We start from the raw sequence: 17,428 nt of genomic DNA on the forward strand, positions 1-17,428 counted from the left end.
ACCGAGCCGGCGACAGCGTCGTCGTCGGCTCCAGAACAAAGGACGAACAATGACACGCATGCGCGCAGTCGACGCCGTTGTGCTCATCCTCGAGAAGGAAGGCGCCACCGAGACCTTCGGGCTGCCGGGAGCGGCGATCAACCCGCTGTATTCGGCGATGAGGGCCCACGGCGGAATCCGCCACACCCTGGCCCGGCACGTCGAGGGAGCCTCGCATATGGCCGATGGCTACACCCGTTCGGCACCGGGCAACATCGGAGTCTGCCTGGGCACCTCGGGCCCGGCAGGGACGGACATGATCACCGGCCTCTACGCCGCGGCCGCCGACTCCCAGCCGATCCTGTGCATCACCGGCCAGGCTCCCGTGGCCGTGCTCGACAAGGAGGACTTCCAGGCCGTCGACATCGCCTCGATCGCGAAACCGGTGACGAAGATGGCAAAGACGGTGCTCGAAGCCGGACAGGTGCCCGGCGTCTTCCAGACGGCGTTCCAGCTCATGCGCTCGGCCCGCCCCGGTCCCGTGCTCATCGACCTGCCCATCGACGTGCAGCAGACCGAGATCGACTTCGACATCGACACCTACGAACCGCTCGCACCCGCGAAGCCTGCGGCCACCGCAGCGCAGGCAGAGAAGATCCTCGACCTCATCGCCGAGGCGGAGCACCCGATCATCATCGCCGGCGGCGGAATCATCAATGCCGATGCCGCCGACCGGCTCGTCGAATTCGCCGAGCTCACCTCCATCCCGGTCTCGCCGACCCTGATGGGCTGGGGTGCGATCCCCGATGACCACCCGTTGGCCGCGGGCATGGTCGGAATCCAGACGCACGTGCGCTACGGAAACGCGTCCTTCCTCGAATCCGATCTCGTCATCGGCATCGGCAACCGCTGGGCCAATCGCCACACGGGGAACCTCGAGGTCTATCGCAAGGGTCGGAAGTTCGTTCACATCGACATCGAACCCACCCAGATCGGACGCGTCTTCGCCCCCGACTTCGGAGTCGCCTCCGACGCCGGTGCCGCGCTCGATGCGCTGCTGGCGGCGGCGCGTTCGCGGTCGGGCGGACTGCCGGACTTCACCGGCTGGGCCGGCGAATGCACGGCACGGAAAGCGACCGAACATCGGAAGACGAACTTCACCGAGGTGCCGATCAAACCACAGCGCGTCTACCAGGAGATGAACCAAGCCTTCGGCAAGGACGTCACCTATGTCTCGACGATCGGCCTCAGCCAGATCGCCGGCGCTCAGATGCTCCACGTCTACCGTCCCCGGCACTGGATCAACGCTGGTCAGGCCGGACCCCTGGGCTGGACCGGGCCTGCAGCGCTCGGCGTGGCCAAGGGCAAGCCCGGCGAGACCGTCGTGGCTCTGTCCGGCGACTACGACTTCCAGTTCATGATCGAAGAGCTCGCCGTCGGTGCGCAGCACAAGATCCCCTATGTCCACGTCGTCGTCAACAACTCCTACCTCGGTCTCATCCGCCAGTCCCAGCGCGGTTTCGAGATGGACTACGAGGTGTCGCTGGCATTCGAGAACATCAACACCGCCGGTTCCGCATCGTCGGGATACGGCGTCGACCATGTGGCCGTGGCCCAGGGGCTCGGGTGCAAGGCGCTGCGGGTCGAGGATCCCGAGCTCATCGGCGAAGGGCTGCGCGTGGCCAAGGAGCTCATGGACGAACACCAGGTTCCCGTGGTCGTCGAAGTCATCCTCGAACGCGTCACGAACATCTCGATGGGCACCGCCCTCGATCAGATCAACGAGTTCGAGACGCTCGCCCAGACTCCGGCCGACGCTCCGAGCGCGCTGATCCCGATGGGCGAACTGGCCGCAGCGAAATAGGCGGGGTCGAACCCGCCGGAGGGCTGGGCCGAACGGCCCGAGCCGAGTAGGCTAGAACGGTATACCGAAACTGCATTCACCGGCCCTCAGGGGCGCGCGACCGAGGAGGAACATGAGCAACGACGCCGACTTCGACCTGATCATCCATGCCGCGAAGGCTCTGCTGCCCGAGGGCATCGAGCCGGCGACGGTCGGGGTCAGGGACGGGAAGATCGCCGAGATCGCCCGCGGTGGACAGGATCTGGGCACGGCCGCCTCGGCGGGGGTCGACGTCATCGAGATCGGGGATGATCAGGTGCTGCTGCCCGGTCTCGTCGACTCCCACGTTCACGTCAACGATCCCGGTCGCGCCGAGTGGGAGGGCTTCGCCAGCGCCACCCGCGCGGCCGCAGCCGGGGGAGTGACGACGATCGTCGACATGCCGCTGAACTCCCTGCCGCCGACGGTCGACGTCGCGGCCCTGGAGACCAAGCGGGCTGTCGCTGAGCCCAAGGCCTTCGTCGACGTCGGCTTCTGGGGCGGGGCGATTCCTGGCAACACCGCGGATCTGCGGCCCCTGCACGACGCGGGCGTCTACGGGTTCAAATGCTTCCTCGAGGACTCCGGCGTCGAGGAGTTCCCGCCGCTGGAACCGGCGGAGATGAAGGCGGACATGGCCGAGATCGCTTCCTTCGACGGAATGCTCATCGTCCATGCCGAGGACCACGAGGTGATGACCTCGGCGCCGAAGAACTCGGGTCCGAAGTTCGCCGACTTCCTCGCCACGCGCCCCCGCGAGGCCGAGAACGTCGCGATCGCCCGCGTCATCGACGCTGCCCGGGAGACCGGGGCCCGGGCGCACATCCTGCACCTGTCCTCGGCGGATGCGCTGGGGCAGATCGCCGCGGCCAAGGCCGAGGGCATCAAGCTCACCGTCGAGACCTGCCCGCACTACCTCGTCTTCACCGCCGAGGAGATCCCGGACGGGGCGACGACGCACAAGTGCTGCCCGCCGATCCGTGAGGAATCGAACCGGGAGGCGCTGTGGCAGGGGCTCATCGACGGCACGATCGACTGCATCGTCTCCGACCACTCGCCCTCGACGGCCGAACTCAAACTGCTCGACACAGGCGATTTCGGTGCGGCGTGGGGCGGGATCTCGTCGCTGCAGCTGGGACTCTCGCTCGTGTGGACCGAAGCCGCGAAGCGCGGAATCGAGCTCGCCGAGGTGGTCCGCTGGATGTCCGCGGCTCCGGCGGCCGTGGCTCGGGTCGAAGGCAAGGGTTCGATCGCCGAGGGCAATGACGCGGACTTCGCCGTCTTCGCCCCCGACGACGAGTGGACGGTGCGGGCCACGGAACTCTGGCACCGCAACCAGATCAGCGCGTACGACACCCGCACCGTCCGCGGTCGTGTGACGCGAACGGTGCTGCGCGGAGCCCCGGTCGACTTCGAGACCCCCGCGGGCCGCCTCCTAAAAGCCCGCTGAATTACTACCCGACGGCGGCCCAGCAACCTCGCGCGAGGTTGCTGGGCCGCCGTCGGGTAGTTCCGGGGAGAAGTTATCCACAGATTGCGCCCACATATTGTGCTTTGATGATGAGTAGTGCAATTTGGTTTCATGTACTTAAGTATGACGACTCAAAAGCTCTATCGGCTCGGGTTCACCAAAGACGAGATCCGGCGCGGGGAGAAGTGCTGTCTCGAACGCGTAGCGCGAGGACGATATGTGGCCACCGGCTCCTGCGCGGATGCGCGACATGAGCCGATCTGGGCGGCTCTGACCGAAGCCGACTTCGAGGAATTCGGCTACCAGGGCGATATGCGCGATGAGATCGAACCCCTGAGAGTGCTCATCCGCACGCGGGCCGAGAAGATCCACACCGCATCGGGGCGATGGCGGGTGACGAAAGGGCGCGAGGTCTTCTCCCATCTGTCGGCGGCACTCATCCACGAGCTCCCGATCGCCTATCCGGGTGAGATGAGGGTGGAGGTGTTCCGGCCGAACGTCAGTCGCAAGTACCGGCACCTCTATGTGCGCAATCGCGAGATTCCGTCCGCGCATCGGAAGATGGTCGGCATCTATGCGGTGACGACGATGGAGCGCACGCTCATCGACATCGCCCGGGACTACGCGCCAGACGTGTCCGTGCCGATGCTCGACGAGGTGATCCGCCGGCGGCGCACCACGCGTTTCCGCATCGAAGCGGTGCTCGCCGAATGCCCCGAATCCCGCGGAGACGCCGCGGTGCTGCGTGCTCTCGACCTCACCGACGGCAGGCGCGAAGCCCCCTCGGAGTCGATCGCCGCGGTGCGGTTCTTCGAACACGGCATCTCCGGATTCGAACCGCAGGTGGAGTTCTTCGGCCACCTCGGCGAGGTCATCGCCCGCGTCGACTTCTGCAACCACGACGCCCGACTCATCGTCGAGATCGACGGGATGGAGAAGTACACGATGGACGGCCGCACGTCCCGTGAGAGTCTCGCCGCGGAGAAGGCGCGCGAAGCAGCGCTCGAGGCCCGGGGGTACAAGATCATACGCCTGACCTTCGGAGACCTGTTCCGCACCGCGCCGTTCGAACGCATCCTCGGGACCCTCGCCGCCCGTCTGCGCACCGGATGATGCGCCCAGAAGCACCTGACGGCGGCCCAGCAACCTCGCGCGAGGTTGCTGGGCCGCCGTCAGGTAGTAATTAGAGGAGCTGGGTGCGGAGGCGGGCGACGTGGCCGCGGGCGTCGACGTTGTACTCGGCGTGGGTGAGCGTGCCGTCGGCGCCGATGACGAAGGTCGAGCGCTGAGTGCCCTGGAACGTGTGCTCCCCGATCGTCTTCTGCCCGTAGCTGCCGTAGGCCTTCGCCACCGCAGCGCCCGGGTCGGAGAGCAGCGAAAACGTCAGTCCCTCCTCGGCGGCGAATTCCTTGAGCGATTCGGTGTCGTCGGGGGAGACTCCGAGGACCTCGAAGCCGGCGGCCGCCAGGGCAGAGAGATTGTCCCGGAAATCGCAGGCCTCCGTCGTGCAGCCCGGCGATGCCGCCTTCGGGTAGAAGTAGAGGATGACGCTGCGGCCGGCGAAGTCGTCCTTCGAGACGGTCCGTCCCTCGGCGTCGGTGAGCGTGAAGTCGGGAGCGATGTCTCCGACGGTGAGCTGAGTCTGAATGGTCGTGGTCATGGTGCGTCCTTTCGTCGTTGAAATGGTGTGTTCGGCGGCGAGCTGAGTGCGCACGCCTGCGCGGCCGTGTCCTCGATAAGCGCTTCGGCGCGCTCGGACAGGCTGGCCAGGTCCGCGGGTCCCGGTGCGATCGACAGCGCCGCCGTGATCCCGGCCTCCCGGCACTCCGCGGCGGACAGGCCGACCCGACCGGCGATGACGATCACCCTCGCCGAGGCGGGGGCGTGGTCCCGTACGGCCGCGACGACCTTCCCGCCCAAGGATTGGGAATCGAAGGACCCCTCTCCCGTGAGCACAAAGTCGGCATCAGCCAGAGCCTCGGCCAGGCCCACAGCCTCGGCGACCATCGTCGATCCGGGAACCACCTCGGCGCCGAGCAGCGTCGTCAGCGCCAGCGGAATCCCGCCGGCGGCCCCGAATCCCGGAGTCGCCGCCAGGTCTCTCGCCTCGGAAGGGGTGCCGGTGAGCACCCCGGCCAAGTGCCCGAGCCCGGAATCGAGCACGGTCACCGAGTCCGCATCCGCTCCCTTCTGCGGGCCGAAGACCGCGGCGGCCCCGCGAGGCCCGGTGAGCGGATTGTCGACGTCGACGGCGATGCGCCACCGCACCGCCGTGGCCCGTCGATCCAGCCCCGAGGTATCCACCTCAGCGATCGCTGCCAGCCCGCCACCGCCCGGTGCGACCGGCTGACCTGCAGCATCTTTGAAGCGTGCGCCGAGGGCGGCCAGGATTCCGGTCCCGCCGTCCGTGCTCGCCGAGCCGCCGATGCACAGCAGGATCTCCTCGACGCCGAGGTCGAGTGCCGCGGCCGCGATGAGCCCGACGCCGAAGGTATCGGCGCGTTCGGGCTGCAGCCCCACGTCTGAGACCTGCGGCAGGCCATTGGCTTGGGCGGCTTCGATGACCGCGGTCCGTCCGTCCGGGGAGAGACCGAAGTCCGCCGAGGTGGTCCTGCCCAGGGCATCGACCGTGTCCACGGTGCGCGGCCGAGTTCCCCAGACGGCGAGCAGAGCGTCGAGCGTGCCCTCCCCGCCGTCGGCGAAGGGCAGCTCGGCGACTCGCGCGTCGGGGAAGACCGCCCGGGCACCGCGGGCCATGGCGGCCGCGGCGGCAGGGGCGGAGGCCGAACCCTTGAAGGAATCCGGCGCACAGACGATCGTCGGGGTCGGATCAATGGTTGTCAGGCTCATGCACTCATTCAACCTCATCGTCGATGGTCGGGTATGCGGCGTTTGCCACACACCCAGTATCCACCATACGGAAGAAAGTTTCCACAAGAATGTGTGAGCAATTTGACATTCCCAGTAGTGCCCAGCAGACTCGGAGCAGTTGTTCGGAAATGGTATTCCGAACGGTGAAAGTCATTCAGCGCCTGCCAAGGAGGTCACCGTGGACCTGGCCGAGTTCAACCGACTCCCAGCCGATGATGCCCGCGGAATTCTGCGTCCCTGCCTCGACGTCGACCGGTGGATCGACGCGGTCGTCGACGCCCGCCCCCTGGCCGACCTCGACTCCGCCAAGGCGGCATCCCGAACTGCGACACCGCTGACCGGCGCCGAGATCGACGCGGCGATGTCCCATCATCCGCGCATCGGTGATAAGGCGAAGGGCGACAGCGCCGAGGCGGCCCATTCGAGCCGTGAACAGGCCGGACTCGGCACCATGGAAGCCGATGTGCAGTCCCAGCTGGCCGCGGGCAACGCCGCCTACGAAGCCCGCTTCGACCGCGTATTCCTCATCCGCGCCGCCGGCCGCACCCCTGAGGAGATCCTGTCCGAACTGCAGCGCCGCATGGACAACACCGCAGAGGATGAGGCCGCCGAGGTCGGGCAGCAGCTCATCCAGATCGCCGAACTCAGACTCGAAGGAATCCTCGCATGAGCTTCATCACCGCCCACGCCCTCGACTCGATGGTCGGCACCCCGGCCGCTGATCTCGAGGTCACTCTCTACTCCGGTGACGAGGTCATCGTCTCGGCCCGCACCGACGACAACGGACGTGTCTCGGACTTCGGCCCCGACCATCTCGAGCCGGGCAACTACCGGATCGTCTTCGGCACCGGCGAATACTTCGCAGCCCGAAAGGTCGACCACTTCCACCCCGTGGTCACCATCGACTTCACCGTCCAGGCCGGCCAGGAGCACTATCACATTCCGCTGCTGCTCAGCCCCTTCGCCTACAGCACCTACCGCGGCAGCTGAGCCGCGCCCACAACCGCTCACAGGGGAAGCAGGCCCCCTGCAGGATCGCCATCCTCAACAAACCGCCGAAGCCGACCGGGAACTGCCGGCAGGCCTCGTCAATCGAATGGTCACGGTGTGCGCAGGGCCGCACGCCGACGAATTGGAGGAAGAAAATGAGCAAGGTCCGACTGACATCGAACCAATACGGCAAGGCGGAGAACCGACTCATGCGGGTCTATCGCGATACCGACCGCCACGAGATCCGCGATCTCAATGTCACCTCGCAGCTGTGGGGTGACTTCGAGACCGCGCACACCGAAGGCAACAACGAGCACGTCGTCGCCACCGACACGCAGAAGAACACGGTCTTCGCGAAGGCCAAGGAGCTGGGCGTGAGCTCGCCCGAACAGTTCCTCATGGGCCTGGCCGACCATTTCACGTCGAGCTTCGACTGGGTCACCGGCGGTCGCTGGGAGGCCGAAGAATACGGCTGGGACCGGATCAACGACCACAAGCACTCGTTCTTCAAGTCCGCACCCGAGGTACGCACCGCCGTCTTCACCCGCGACGGCGACAAGGACACGCTGATCTCCGGCTTCAACGGGCTCACCGTGCTCAAGACCACGGAGTCGGGCTTCGTCGGCTACCCGAAGGACAAGTACACGACTCTGCCGGAGACCGACGACCGGATCCTCGCCACCGATATCGCCACCCGGTGGATCTACAACACCACCGACCTCGACTTCGAGGCCGTCTACACCAAGGTCAAGGAGATCATCCTCGACTCATTCACCGACCACTTCTCCCATGCCCTGCAGCACACGCTGTACCAGATGGGGGAGAAGGTCATCGAGGCCGTGCCGGAGATCGACGAGATCCGCTTCTCCTGCCCGAACAAGCACCACTTCCTCTATGACATCGACCGTTTCGGGCTCGAGAACCCGAACGAGGTCTTCATCGTCGCCGACCGTCCCTACGGCCTCATCGAAGCCACCTTCACCCGTGAAGGCGTCGACGAGAACAAGGACGCGTGGGCGCAGGTCGCCGGCTTCTGCTGAGACCTGACCATCACCTGCTGAGACAGGACTTTCCATCTCCGGGCTCCCGGGGTACTGTTCCGGGAGCCCGGACCCCGTGAGAAGGAAACCCCGATATGACACAGGACACAACCTCGGCGAGTTCGAGGGGAATCACCGACGAAGAGGTCGATGAATGGATCGAGTCCTGGGAAGGGCTCGTCGACGCGCGCGGAACCCAGCGCGCGGCCGAGATCATGGAGGCGCTGCGTGCACGCGCGGCCACGAACTCCGTCGCCCAGCCCAAGGTCACCACCACTGACTACGTCAACACTATCCCCGTCGACCAGGAGCCCTTCTATCCGGGTGAGGAGAAGGTCGAACGTCGCTTCCGGAAATGGCTGCGCTGGAACGCCGCCATGCTCGTCCACCGGGCGCAGCGGCCCGAGATCTCCGTGGGCGGACACATCTCCACCTACGCCGGTGCCGCCACGCTCTACGAAATCGGTTTCAACAGCTTCTTCCGCGGCCAGGACCATCCCGGCGGCGGCGACCAGGTCTTCTTCCAGGGCCATGCCTCACCGGGAATGTACGCCAGGGCGTTCCTCGAAGGCCGCCTGACCGAGGCCGACCTCGACGGGTTCCGGCAGGAGGTCTCCCGCGCCCCGCACGGACTGAGCTCGTATCCGCACCCACGGCTGATGCCGGAATTCTGGCAGTTCCCGACCGTGTCGATGGGGCTGGGCCCGATCAACGCGATCTATCAGGCGCAGATGAACCGCTACCTCCACAACCGCGGCATCTCCGACACCTCGGATCAGCGGGTGTGGGCGTTCCTCGGCGATGGTGAGATGGACGAACCCGAATCGCGCGGCGCCCTGCAGCTGGCCGCCAACGAAGGACTCGACAACCTCACCTTCGTCATCAACTGCAACCTCCAGCGCCTCGACGGACCCGTGCGCGGCAACGGCAAGATCGTCCAGGAGCTCGAGGCGACCTTCACCGGCGCCGGCTGGGACGTCATCAAGGTCCTGTGGGGCCGCGAATGGGACGACCTGCTGGCGAAGGATCGCACCGGCGACCTCGTGAAGATCATGAACGAGACCCTCGACGGGGACTACCAGACGTTCAAGGCCGAATCCGGCGGATTCATCCGCGACAACTTCTTCGGTCGCACCCCTGCCACGAAGGGCCTCGTCGACCACCTCTCCGATGACGACATCTGGAACCTCAAGCGCGGCGGCCACGACTACCACAAGGTCTTCGCTGCCTACCAGAAGGCCGTGAACACCAAGGGCAAGCCGACCGTCATCCTCGTGCAGACCGTCAAGGGCTACGGCCTGGGCACGACGTTCGAGTCCCGCAACGCCACCCACCAGATGAAGAAGTTCACCGCCGACGACGTCAAGGCCTTCCGCGATCGGATGGACATCCCGATCAGCGACAAGGTCATCGACGAGGACCCGTATGCCGTGCCCTACTACCACCCGGGCAAGGACTCCGAGGAGATCCAGTACATGCTCGACCGCCGGCGTCAGCTCGGCGGATTCCTGCCGGCGCGGAAGCCGGAGAACAATCGGATCACCCTGCCCGCACCGAGTGACAAGGCGTTCGCGCAGACGAAGAAGGGCTCGGGCCAGCAGATGGCCGCCTCGACGATGGCCTTCGTCCGGCTGCTCAAGGACCTCATGCGAGAGAAGGGGCTGGGCGAGCGGATCGTGCCGATCATCCCCGATGAGGCCCGCACCTTCGGCATCGACGCGTTCTTCCCGACCGCGAAGATCTACAACCCGAACGGGCAGAACTACCTCGCCGTCGACCGCGAGATGTTCCTCTCCTACAAGGAGGCCACCAGCGGTCAGCTCCTCCACGTGGGCATCAACGAGGCCGGTGCCGCCGCCGGATTCACCGCTGCGGGTACCGCGTACTCGACCCATGGCGAACCGATGATCCCGATCTACGTGTTCTACTCGATGTTCGGGTTCCAGCGCACCGGCGACGCCTTCTGGGCCGCCGGTGACCAGATGACCCGCGGATTCATCATCGGCGCCACCGCCGGACGGACGACCCTGACCGGTGAGGGGCTGCAGCACGCCGACGGCCATTCCCCGGTGCTCGCGGCCACGAACCCGGCCGTGCGCGTCTATGATCCGGCCTTCGGCTACGAGATCGGGCACATCGTCCGCGACGGTCTGCATCGCATGTACGGCGAGCACGACCTCGGCGAGGACGAGCGCAACGTCATGTACTACCTCACCGTGTACAACGAGCCGATGCTCCAGCCGGCCGAACCGGACGACGTCGACGTCGAGGGCATCCTCAAGGGCATCCACCGCGTCGCCGAGGCCCCGGGGGAGCGTCCGCATGCGCAGCTGCTCGCCTCCGGTGTGGCCGTGCCCTGGGCGCTCGAAGCCCGGGACCTGCTCGCCGCCGACTGGGGCGTCGACGCCGCCGTCTGGTCGGTGACCTCATGGGCCCAGCTGCGCCGCGACGGCCTCGACTGCGAGGCAGCGGAGCTCAACTCCGCCGACGGCACCGAGGCGGCCGACCGCGTGCCGTACGTGCGGCAGAAGCTGGAGGGCCAGCCGGGACCGATCGTGGCCACGAGCGACTTCGACTCGACTCAGCCGGACCTCATCCGGCCGTACCTCGACCACGATTTCGCGACCCTCGGCGCCGACGGGTTCGGCTTCTCCGACACCCGCGCCGCCGCGCGCAGGCACTTCAAGATCGACGCGCACTCGATGGTCGTGCGCACCCTGCAGCTGCTTGCCAAGCGCGGTGAGATCGACGGATCCATCCCCGCCGAGGCGGCTCGACGTTATCGTCTGAACGACGTCAACGCCGGCACTTCGGGAACGGCCGGCGGAGACTCCTGACCCGGTCGAGGACCCGAGGGCGACGTCAGCGGCCGCTCTGCATCTCTGCGGAGATGCGGGCGGCCGCGTCTTTGAGCAGCGGCACCGCCCGATCGGCGAACGCCTGGTCGACGCGGCTGATCGGACCCGACACGGAGATCGCCAAGGGAGCGGGGGAGTCGGGAATCGCCATGGCGAAGCAGCGCACTCCGAGCTCCTGCTCCTGCTCGTCGATGGCATAGCCGCGCTCACGGATGCGGCCCAGCTCTGCCTCGAGGTCCTCGATCGTGCCGATGCTGTATTCCGTGGGGGTGGGCATTCCTGCGGTGGCGGCGATATGCCGCACCTGCTCGGATCCCAGGCCCGCGAGGATGGCCTTGCCGACCCCGGTGGCGTGCATATGGGCACGGCGTCCCACCTCGGTGAACATCCGCATCTGTCGTTCGGAGGCGACCTGATCGACGTAGACGACCATGTCTCCGTCCATCGTCGCCACATTCGCCGACTCTCCGAGTTCGGCGACGAGCTCGCGCAGATAGGGCCGGGCGATCGCGCCGAGCTGAGAGCCGGCGATATCGCCGAGCCGCACCAGACCGGGTCCCAGTGCATAGCCGCGGTCGGGCAGCTGTCGGACCACGCCGAGGTTGACCAGGGTGTTGAGCAGGCGGTGGATCGTCGGCAGGGGCAGATTGACGTCCGCGGCGATATGGCTCAGCGTCGCCGATCCTGCGGAGTTCGCGATGCATTCAAGCAGTCCGAACGCACGTTCGACGGACTGCACTCCGCCCTTGGACTGGCGGACCGCCGGGGTGTCGTTGCTGCTCATCGAAGTTCCTTAATCTGTGGTGAGTCTCGGCAGTGAAACTCCGTTCAGTGTAGTCGTGAATGGAAGAAACTTTCCGAATTCACGGGTACCGTCTAGAATTTCCACCAGGCAAAAGTTATTATCCATAATACGGAAATTCGATATCAAGGAGGATATTTCCCATGGTCGCCACCAGCCCCGGATATTCCATCACCCTGCGCGTCGGCACCGAGATCGGTCAGGCCTCGACCTCCGACCTCGTCGCCGCGGCCGCCGCCACCGGCGCCTCAGTCACCGCCCTCGACGTCGTCGAGTCCACTCCGCACTCGGTCATCATCGACGTCAGCGCCGATACCCGCGATGTCGCCCACGCCGACGAGGTCTCCGACGCTCTCGGCGCCCTGCCCGGTGTCAAGGTCCACAAGGTCTCCGACCGAACCTTCCTCCTCCACCTCGGCGGCAAGCTCGAATCCGCCCCGAAGGTGCCCCTGCGCAACCGCGATGACCTCTCCCGCGCCTACACCCCCGGTGTGGCACGCGTATGCAAGGCGATCGCTGCGAACAAAGAGGATGCGCGACGGCTGACGATCAAACGCAACACCGTCGCCGTGGTCACCGACGGCACCGCGGTGCTCGGCCTCGGCGACATCGGTCCCGAGGCGGCCATGCCGGTGATGGAGGGCAAGGCCGTGCTGTTCAAGCAGTTCGCCGACGTCGACGCCTGGCCGGTGGCTCTCGATACGAAGGACACCGAGGAGATCATCTCCATCTGCAAGGCCATTGCCCCGGCTTACGGCGGAATCAACCTCGAGGACATCGCGGCCCCGCGCTGCTTCGAGATCGAGGCCCGGCTGCGCGAAGAACTCGACATCCCCGTCTTCCACGATGACCAGCACGGCACCGGCGTCGTCACCTTGGCCGCGCTGAAGAACGCGCTCAAGGTCGTGGGCAAGAAGCTCGAGGACCTGCGCATCGTCGTCTCGGGAGTCGGCGCAGCCGGCAACGCCATCATCCGCCTCCTCCAGGTCGCCGGAGCCACGAACATCATCGCCTGTGGCCGCGACGGAGCGATCGGCCCGGATTCGACGGTCGACACCGACCACAAGAGGTGGCTGCAGGCGAACACGAACCCCGAGGGCTTCTCCGGCACGCTGAAGGAAGCCGTCGTCGGTGCCGACGCATTCATCGGCGTCTCCGCCCCGAACGTGCTGAACGGGGACGATATCGCGGCGATGAACAAGGACGCGCTGGTCTTCGCCATGGCCAATCCGGACCCCGAGGTCGACCCCGCCGAGGCGGCGAAGCACGCCGCCGTCGTGGCCACCGGCCGCAGCGACTTCCCGAACCAGATCAACAACGTGCTCGCGTTCCCCGGGATCTTCCGCGGCCTCCTCGACGCCGAAGCCCGCGATGTCGACGAGAACATCATGGTCGCAGCCGCCGATGCCATCGCCTCGTGCATCCCCGAGGATGAACTCCACCCCGGCTACGTCATCCCCTCCGTGTTCGATCCCGAAGTCGCGAAGAAGGTCGCCGAGGCGGTCGCCCACGTCTCGTCCCGATGACCCGGAGAGCCTTGCGTGCCTGGGGGCGGAGAATGAGAGACAATGAGGCCGGGCCGGGCATTGCCGCCTCGCCGTCGAACCCCGTGCAGAGAAAGAGAATGTGAAAGTGGAACGATCAACACTGGCCGATATCGACTCACTGCTGGGGGACACGGACGAGCTTCTGGCGACCGCGTATCCGGGAGATCGTGACGTCCGACAGCCCGTGCACACCGTGTACGTGCCCGGACACCGCACGAGTGCGGACCTGCCGTACCAGTGGGGTCAGCAGGCGCTCGAGTGCGTCGAGGCCCACGGCGGAATGCTGCAGCTGGCCGAACGCGTCATCACCGCCGCCCGGAAGGAATCCGGGCCCGCGATCCCCGGTCAGGTGGCCAGCATCCATCAGGTGGCCAGAGAGGCCGAACTCCTCGCCGAGGCGGTCACCGCGAAACTCGAACATGAGCCGATCGAGGACCTGCGCCTGGACTTCGAAGACGGTTTCGGCGACCAGGGCGATGAGACCGAGGACCGGTGGGTCGTCCAGGCCGCCCGCGATGCGGTGGCCGGGCGCACCGAGAAAGGAGCCCCCGGCTTCGTCGGCATCCGATTCAAATGCATGGAGAAGGCCACCCGGGAACGCGGTCTGCGCACCCTCGACCTGTTCCTGACCGAGCTCATCAAGGCAGGCGGCAGTCTGCCGGACAACCTCGTGCTCACCCTCCCGAAGGTCAGCACCGTCGACCAGGTGAGGGCGATGGTGCTCGCCGCGCGTGCGCTGGAAACCGAGCACCGCCTCGGCGAGGGGACGATCACCTTCGAGATCCAGGTCGAGACCCCGCAGATCGTCCTCGCCGCCGACGGCACCGTGCCCCTGGCGACGGCACTGCAGGCCGGGGCCGGGCGCGTGACCTCGCTGCACTACGGAACCTATGACTATTCGGCGTCGCTGGGCGTGGCCGCGGCCTACCAGGCGATGGACCATCCGGTTGCGGACTTCGCGAAGAACCAGATGATGCTCGCCGTCGCCGGCACCGGAGTCCACCTCTCCGACGGGTCGACGAACATCCTCCCGCTCGGCGAGCCCGCAGAGGTCCACCACGGTTGGGCGCTGCACGCCGGCCTCGTCCGCCGCCACCTCAAGCGGGGGATCTACCAGGGCTGGGACCTGCACCCGCACCAGCTGCCGACCCGGTTCCTGGCGACCTTCGCCTTCTACCGCGAAGGCGGGGCCAGGGCGGCGCAGCGCCTGCACGACTATGTGTTCAAGGCGGATTCGACGGTCCTCGACGAACCCGCCACCGCGAAGGCGCTCGCCCGCTACCTCGACCGGGGGCTCGTCTGCGGAGCTCACACCGAGGAGTTCGTGACCTCGCGGACGAACCTCAGCCTCGCCCAGCTCGGGCAGCTCGCCCGCACCGGCTCGCTCGACTGAGCCCACTGACCACCGACCGAAGGAGACCCTGCCCATGACGACGACCGACCCGTACACCTACTGGGCCCCGACCGGCGGACACCCGCCGCAGTCAGATCTGCTCACCGACCGTGCTCTCGTCACCGAGGCCTATACGGTCATCCCGCGCGGAGTGCTGCGCGACATCGTCACCTCGAATCTGCCCGAATGGACCGGGACCCGGTCGTGGGTGCTGAGCAAGCCCGTGGCCGGGGGAGCGGTGACGTTCTCGCAGACGATCCTCGAAGTCGCCCCCGGCGGCGGCTCCGAGAAGCCGGAACCGCAGCCCGAGGTCGAGGGGTTCCTCTTCGTCATGGCGGGAACACTCGAGGTCACTCATGAGGGCACCGCGCATACGCTGACCCCGGGAGGGTTCGCGTTCCTGCCCGCCGGATCGACGTGGTCGGCGAAGTCCACCGGCACCGAGGCGGCCCGCTTCCATTGGGTGCGCAAACGCTACCAGCCCGTGGCCGGGCTGACCCCGGAGGCGAAGTTCGGCAACGAAGCCGATGTCGAGCCTTCGCCGATGCCCGGCACCGACGGACGCTGGCGCACGACCCGTCCGCTCGACCCGGACGATCTCGCCTATGACATGCACGTCAACATCGTCACGTTCGAGGCCGGAGCGGTCATCCCGTTCGCGGAGACGCACGAGATGGAGCACGGCCTCTACGTGCTCGAGGGCAAGGCCGTCTACCGTCTCAACGGCGACTGGGTCGAGGTGCAGGAGGGTGACTTCATCTCCATGCGCGCCTTCTGCCCGCAGGCCTGCTATGCCGGCGGTCCCGGACGCTTCCGCTACCTGCTCTACAAGGACGTCAACCGCCAAGTCGAGCTCTGAGGCCCTGCTGAGGGACCTAGCCTGACACAAGAAGCGGCCTGCCGGAAGTGATTCCGGCAGGCCGCTTCTCTCGTCTGCGCTGTGTCAGATGACGCTCTGCGTCAGATGAGCTGCAGCGTCCGCGAGGTGTACTCGGAGACCTCCTTGAGCAGCGTCTCGTCGTCGACGAGGTCGCGGCCCAGCGAAGGGATCATGTTCTTGAAGCTCTTCTCCCAGCCCGCGTACTCACGCGGGAAGCAGGTCTTGAGCAGTTCGATCATGATCGGGACCGCCGTCGAGGCACCCGGCGAGGCGCCGAGGAGAGCGGCGATCGAACCGTCGGCCGATGAGATGAGCTCGGTGCCGAACTGGAGCACACCGCCCTTCTTCGGATCCTTCTTCATCACCTGCACGCGCTGACCGGCCTGGATGAACTCCCAGTCGGATGGGTCGATGTTCGGGATGAACTGATTCATCGCCTCGAAGCGCGCCTTCTTCGTCGCAGCCAGCTCGCCGAGGAGGTAGGTGACGAGATCCGTGTTGTCCTTGGCGACGTTGAGCATCGTAGCGAGGTTGTTCCCGCGCACGGAGAACGGCAGGTCGGTGAAACGGCCCTTCTTGAGGAACTTCGGCGAGAAGCCGGCGTAGGGGCCGAACATCAGGTAGTCCTTGCCGTCGACGACGCGGGTGTCGAGGTGCGGCACGGACATCGGGGGAGCGCCCTGCGCCGCCTGGCCGTAGACCTTCGCCTGGTGGCGGGCGACGAGATCCTCATTGCCGGTGCGCAGGAAGATTCCCGAGACCGGGAAGCCGCCGTAGCCGCGTCCCTCGGGGATGCCGGACTTCTGCAGCAGCGGCAGCGCGCCGCCGCCGGCACCGACGAAGACGAACTTCGCGCCCACCTGGTGGGTCTCGTGCGAGAGCAGGTCCTTGACGGTGAGAGTCCATCCGTCGGAGGAGCGCTGCAGATCGGTGACCTGGTGGCTGGTGCGCACGGTCGCGCCCTTGTCGGCGATGTAGCTGAGCAGCTGAGTCGACAGAGAGCCGAAGTCGACGTCAGTGCCCTTCTTGATCCGCGAGATGCCGTTGACCTGTCCCGGTCCGCGGCCCTCGAACATCAGCGGCAGCCAGTCGGCCTGAGTCGCCGGGTCGTCGGTGTACTCCATGTCCGCGAACAGCGGGTTGCGCACCATCGTCTCGTAGCGGTTCTTGATGTAGTCACGGCCCTTGTCGCCGCGGCCGTAGCTGACGTGGGCGATGGGGTTGATGAACGACTTCGGGTCGGTGATGACACCGGTGTCGACGAGGTGCGACCAGTACTGGCGCGAGTGGTGGAACTGCTGGTTGATGTTCGAGGCCTTCTCCAGGTCGATCTGACCATTGGAGTCCTCGGGAGTGTAGTTGAGTTCGCAGAGTGCGGCGTGGCCGGTGCCGGCATTGTTCCAGGGATCCGAGCTCTCGGTGGCCACATAGTCGAGCTTCTCGTAGACACGGATGTCCCAGTCGGGCTGAAGTTCGGTCAGCATGGCGCCCAGAGTGGCGCTCATGATGCCGCCGCCGATCAAGACGACGTCGACTTTTTCCTGCGGTGAGGGCATTTGGACTCTCATTCCTCGTCTCTGACTACGTGTATTCGTCTCTCAGGGTACTCTCCGGCATCAGCACTCCTGTAACCCGGGCAGTGGCAACTGCGCGTGGCGAGAGCATTCTCACAGCGGATGAGTGTCCGCCCCAGCCGTCCGAATCCGACCATTCGG

General features: G+C 66.4%; 14 protein-coding genes. 10 read left to right on the forward strand and 4 right to left on the reverse strand.

The genetic code is table 11. From position 1 onward, the window contains the following. The first annotated feature begins 49 nt into the window (after window positions 1–49). The 3 genes from gcl to HF684_RS04345 all read left to right on the forward strand — a co-directional run bounded on the left by gcl (window position 50) and on the right by HF684_RS04345 (window position 4,445). Window positions 50–1,843 carry a glyoxylate carboligase gene (gcl, locus tag HF684_RS04335; RefSeq protein ID WP_169251503.1) on the forward strand — a complete coding sequence of 598 codons (1,794 nt, stop codon included), beginning with the start codon at window positions 50–52 and terminating at the stop codon, window positions 1,841–1,843. A 112-nt stretch (window positions 1,844–1,955) separates the two neighbouring features. Beyond that, window positions 1,956–3,311 (forward strand): allantoinase AllB, encoded by a 1,356-nt coding sequence (gene allB, locus HF684_RS04340; RefSeq protein ID WP_169251504.1) that lies wholly within the window; start codon window positions 1,956–1,958, stop codon window positions 3,309–3,311. A 144-nt stretch (window positions 3,312–3,455) separates the two neighbouring features. After that, entirely contained in the window at window positions 3,456–4,445 is a 990-nt protein-coding gene (locus tag HF684_RS04345) for a DUF559 domain-containing protein (RefSeq protein ID WP_169251505.1), read from the forward strand. A gap of 70 nt (window positions 4,446–4,515) precedes the next feature. On the opposite strand, the gene bcp is transcribed toward HF684_RS04345, so the two are convergent. Together bcp and HF684_RS04355 are read right to left on the reverse strand one after the other, a co-directional pair. After that, on the reverse strand, window positions 4,516–4,992 hold the full coding sequence (gene bcp, locus HF684_RS04350) for a thioredoxin-dependent thiol peroxidase (RefSeq protein ID WP_169251506.1): 477 nt from the start codon (window positions 4,990–4,992) through the stop codon (window positions 4,516–4,518). Continuing rightward, complete coding sequence (locus HF684_RS04355; RefSeq protein ID WP_169251507.1) at window positions 4,989–6,182, reverse strand: glycerate kinase; 1,194 nt, start codon at window positions 6,180–6,182, stop codon at window positions 4,989–4,991. Before HF684_RS04355 ends, bcp begins: the two co-directional genes overlap by 4 nt. A gap of 199 nt (window positions 6,183–6,381) precedes the next feature. Here HF684_RS04355 and uraD point away from each other — a divergent pair, with 199 nt between their 5' ends. The 4 genes from uraD (at window position 6,382) to aceE (ending at window position 11,070) form a co-directional block, all read left to right on the forward strand. Further along, entirely contained in the window at window positions 6,382–6,873 is a 492-nt protein-coding gene (gene uraD / locus HF684_RS04360; protein ID WP_169251508.1) for a 2-oxo-4-hydroxy-4-carboxy-5-ureidoimidazoline decarboxylase, read from the forward strand. Continuing rightward, window positions 6,870–7,193 (forward strand): hydroxyisourate hydrolase, encoded by a 324-nt coding sequence (gene uraH / locus HF684_RS04365; protein WP_169251509.1) that lies wholly within the window; start codon window positions 6,870–6,872, stop codon window positions 7,191–7,193. Before uraD ends, uraH begins: the two co-directional genes overlap by 4 nt. A 155-nt stretch (window positions 7,194–7,348) precedes the next feature. Continuing rightward, on the forward strand, window positions 7,349–8,233 hold the full coding sequence (gene pucL / locus HF684_RS04370) for a factor-independent urate hydroxylase (RefSeq protein WP_169251510.1): 885 nt from the start codon (window positions 7,349–7,351) through the stop codon (window positions 8,231–8,233). Between the two features lie 95 nt (window positions 8,234–8,328). Then, a complete protein-coding gene (gene aceE / locus HF684_RS04375) occupies window positions 8,329–11,070 on the forward strand; it encodes a pyruvate dehydrogenase (acetyl-transferring), homodimeric type (protein WP_169251511.1) in 2,742 nt (913 codons plus the stop codon). 25 nt (window positions 11,071–11,095) lie between these two features. Here aceE and HF684_RS04380 read toward each other — a convergent pair whose 3' ends face one another. Beyond that, on the reverse strand, window positions 11,096–11,875 hold the full coding sequence (locus tag HF684_RS04380) for an IclR family transcriptional regulator (protein WP_169251512.1): 780 nt from the start codon (window positions 11,873–11,875) through the stop codon (window positions 11,096–11,098). A gap of 161 nt (window positions 11,876–12,036) precedes the next feature. Here HF684_RS04380 and HF684_RS04385 point away from each other — a divergent pair, with 161 nt between their 5' ends. From HF684_RS04385 to HF684_RS04395, 3 genes are all read left to right on the forward strand, one after another. After that, the gene (locus tag HF684_RS04385; RefSeq protein ID WP_169251513.1) at window positions 12,037–13,419 is read left to right on the forward strand and encodes an NAD-dependent malic enzyme; all 1,383 of its coding nucleotides are present in this window, start codon (window positions 12,037–12,039) and stop codon (window positions 13,417–13,419) included. Between the two features lie 106 nt (window positions 13,420–13,525). Then, window positions 13,526–14,833, forward strand: coding sequence for an aldolase/citrate lyase family protein (locus HF684_RS04390; RefSeq protein ID WP_169251514.1), 1,308 nt, complete (start codon window positions 13,526–13,528; stop codon window positions 14,831–14,833). A gap of 34 nt (window positions 14,834–14,867) precedes the next feature. Then, a complete protein-coding gene (locus HF684_RS04395) occupies window positions 14,868–15,692 on the forward strand; it encodes a bifunctional allantoicase/(S)-ureidoglycine aminohydrolase (protein WP_169251515.1) in 825 nt (274 codons plus the stop codon). 101 nt (window positions 15,693–15,793) lie between these two features. Here the strand turns inward: HF684_RS04395 and HF684_RS04400 are convergent, their stop codons facing one another. Next, window positions 15,794–17,269 carry a malate:quinone oxidoreductase gene (locus HF684_RS04400; RefSeq protein ID WP_169251516.1) on the reverse strand — a complete coding sequence of 492 codons (1,476 nt, stop codon included), beginning with the start codon at window positions 17,267–17,269 and terminating at the stop codon, window positions 15,794–15,796. Window positions 17,270–17,428: the final 159 nt, after the last annotated feature.

The organism is Brevibacterium sp. 'Marine' (assembly GCF_012844365.1).
GTDB lineage: Bacteria > Actinomycetota > Actinomycetes > Actinomycetales > Brevibacteriaceae > Brevibacterium.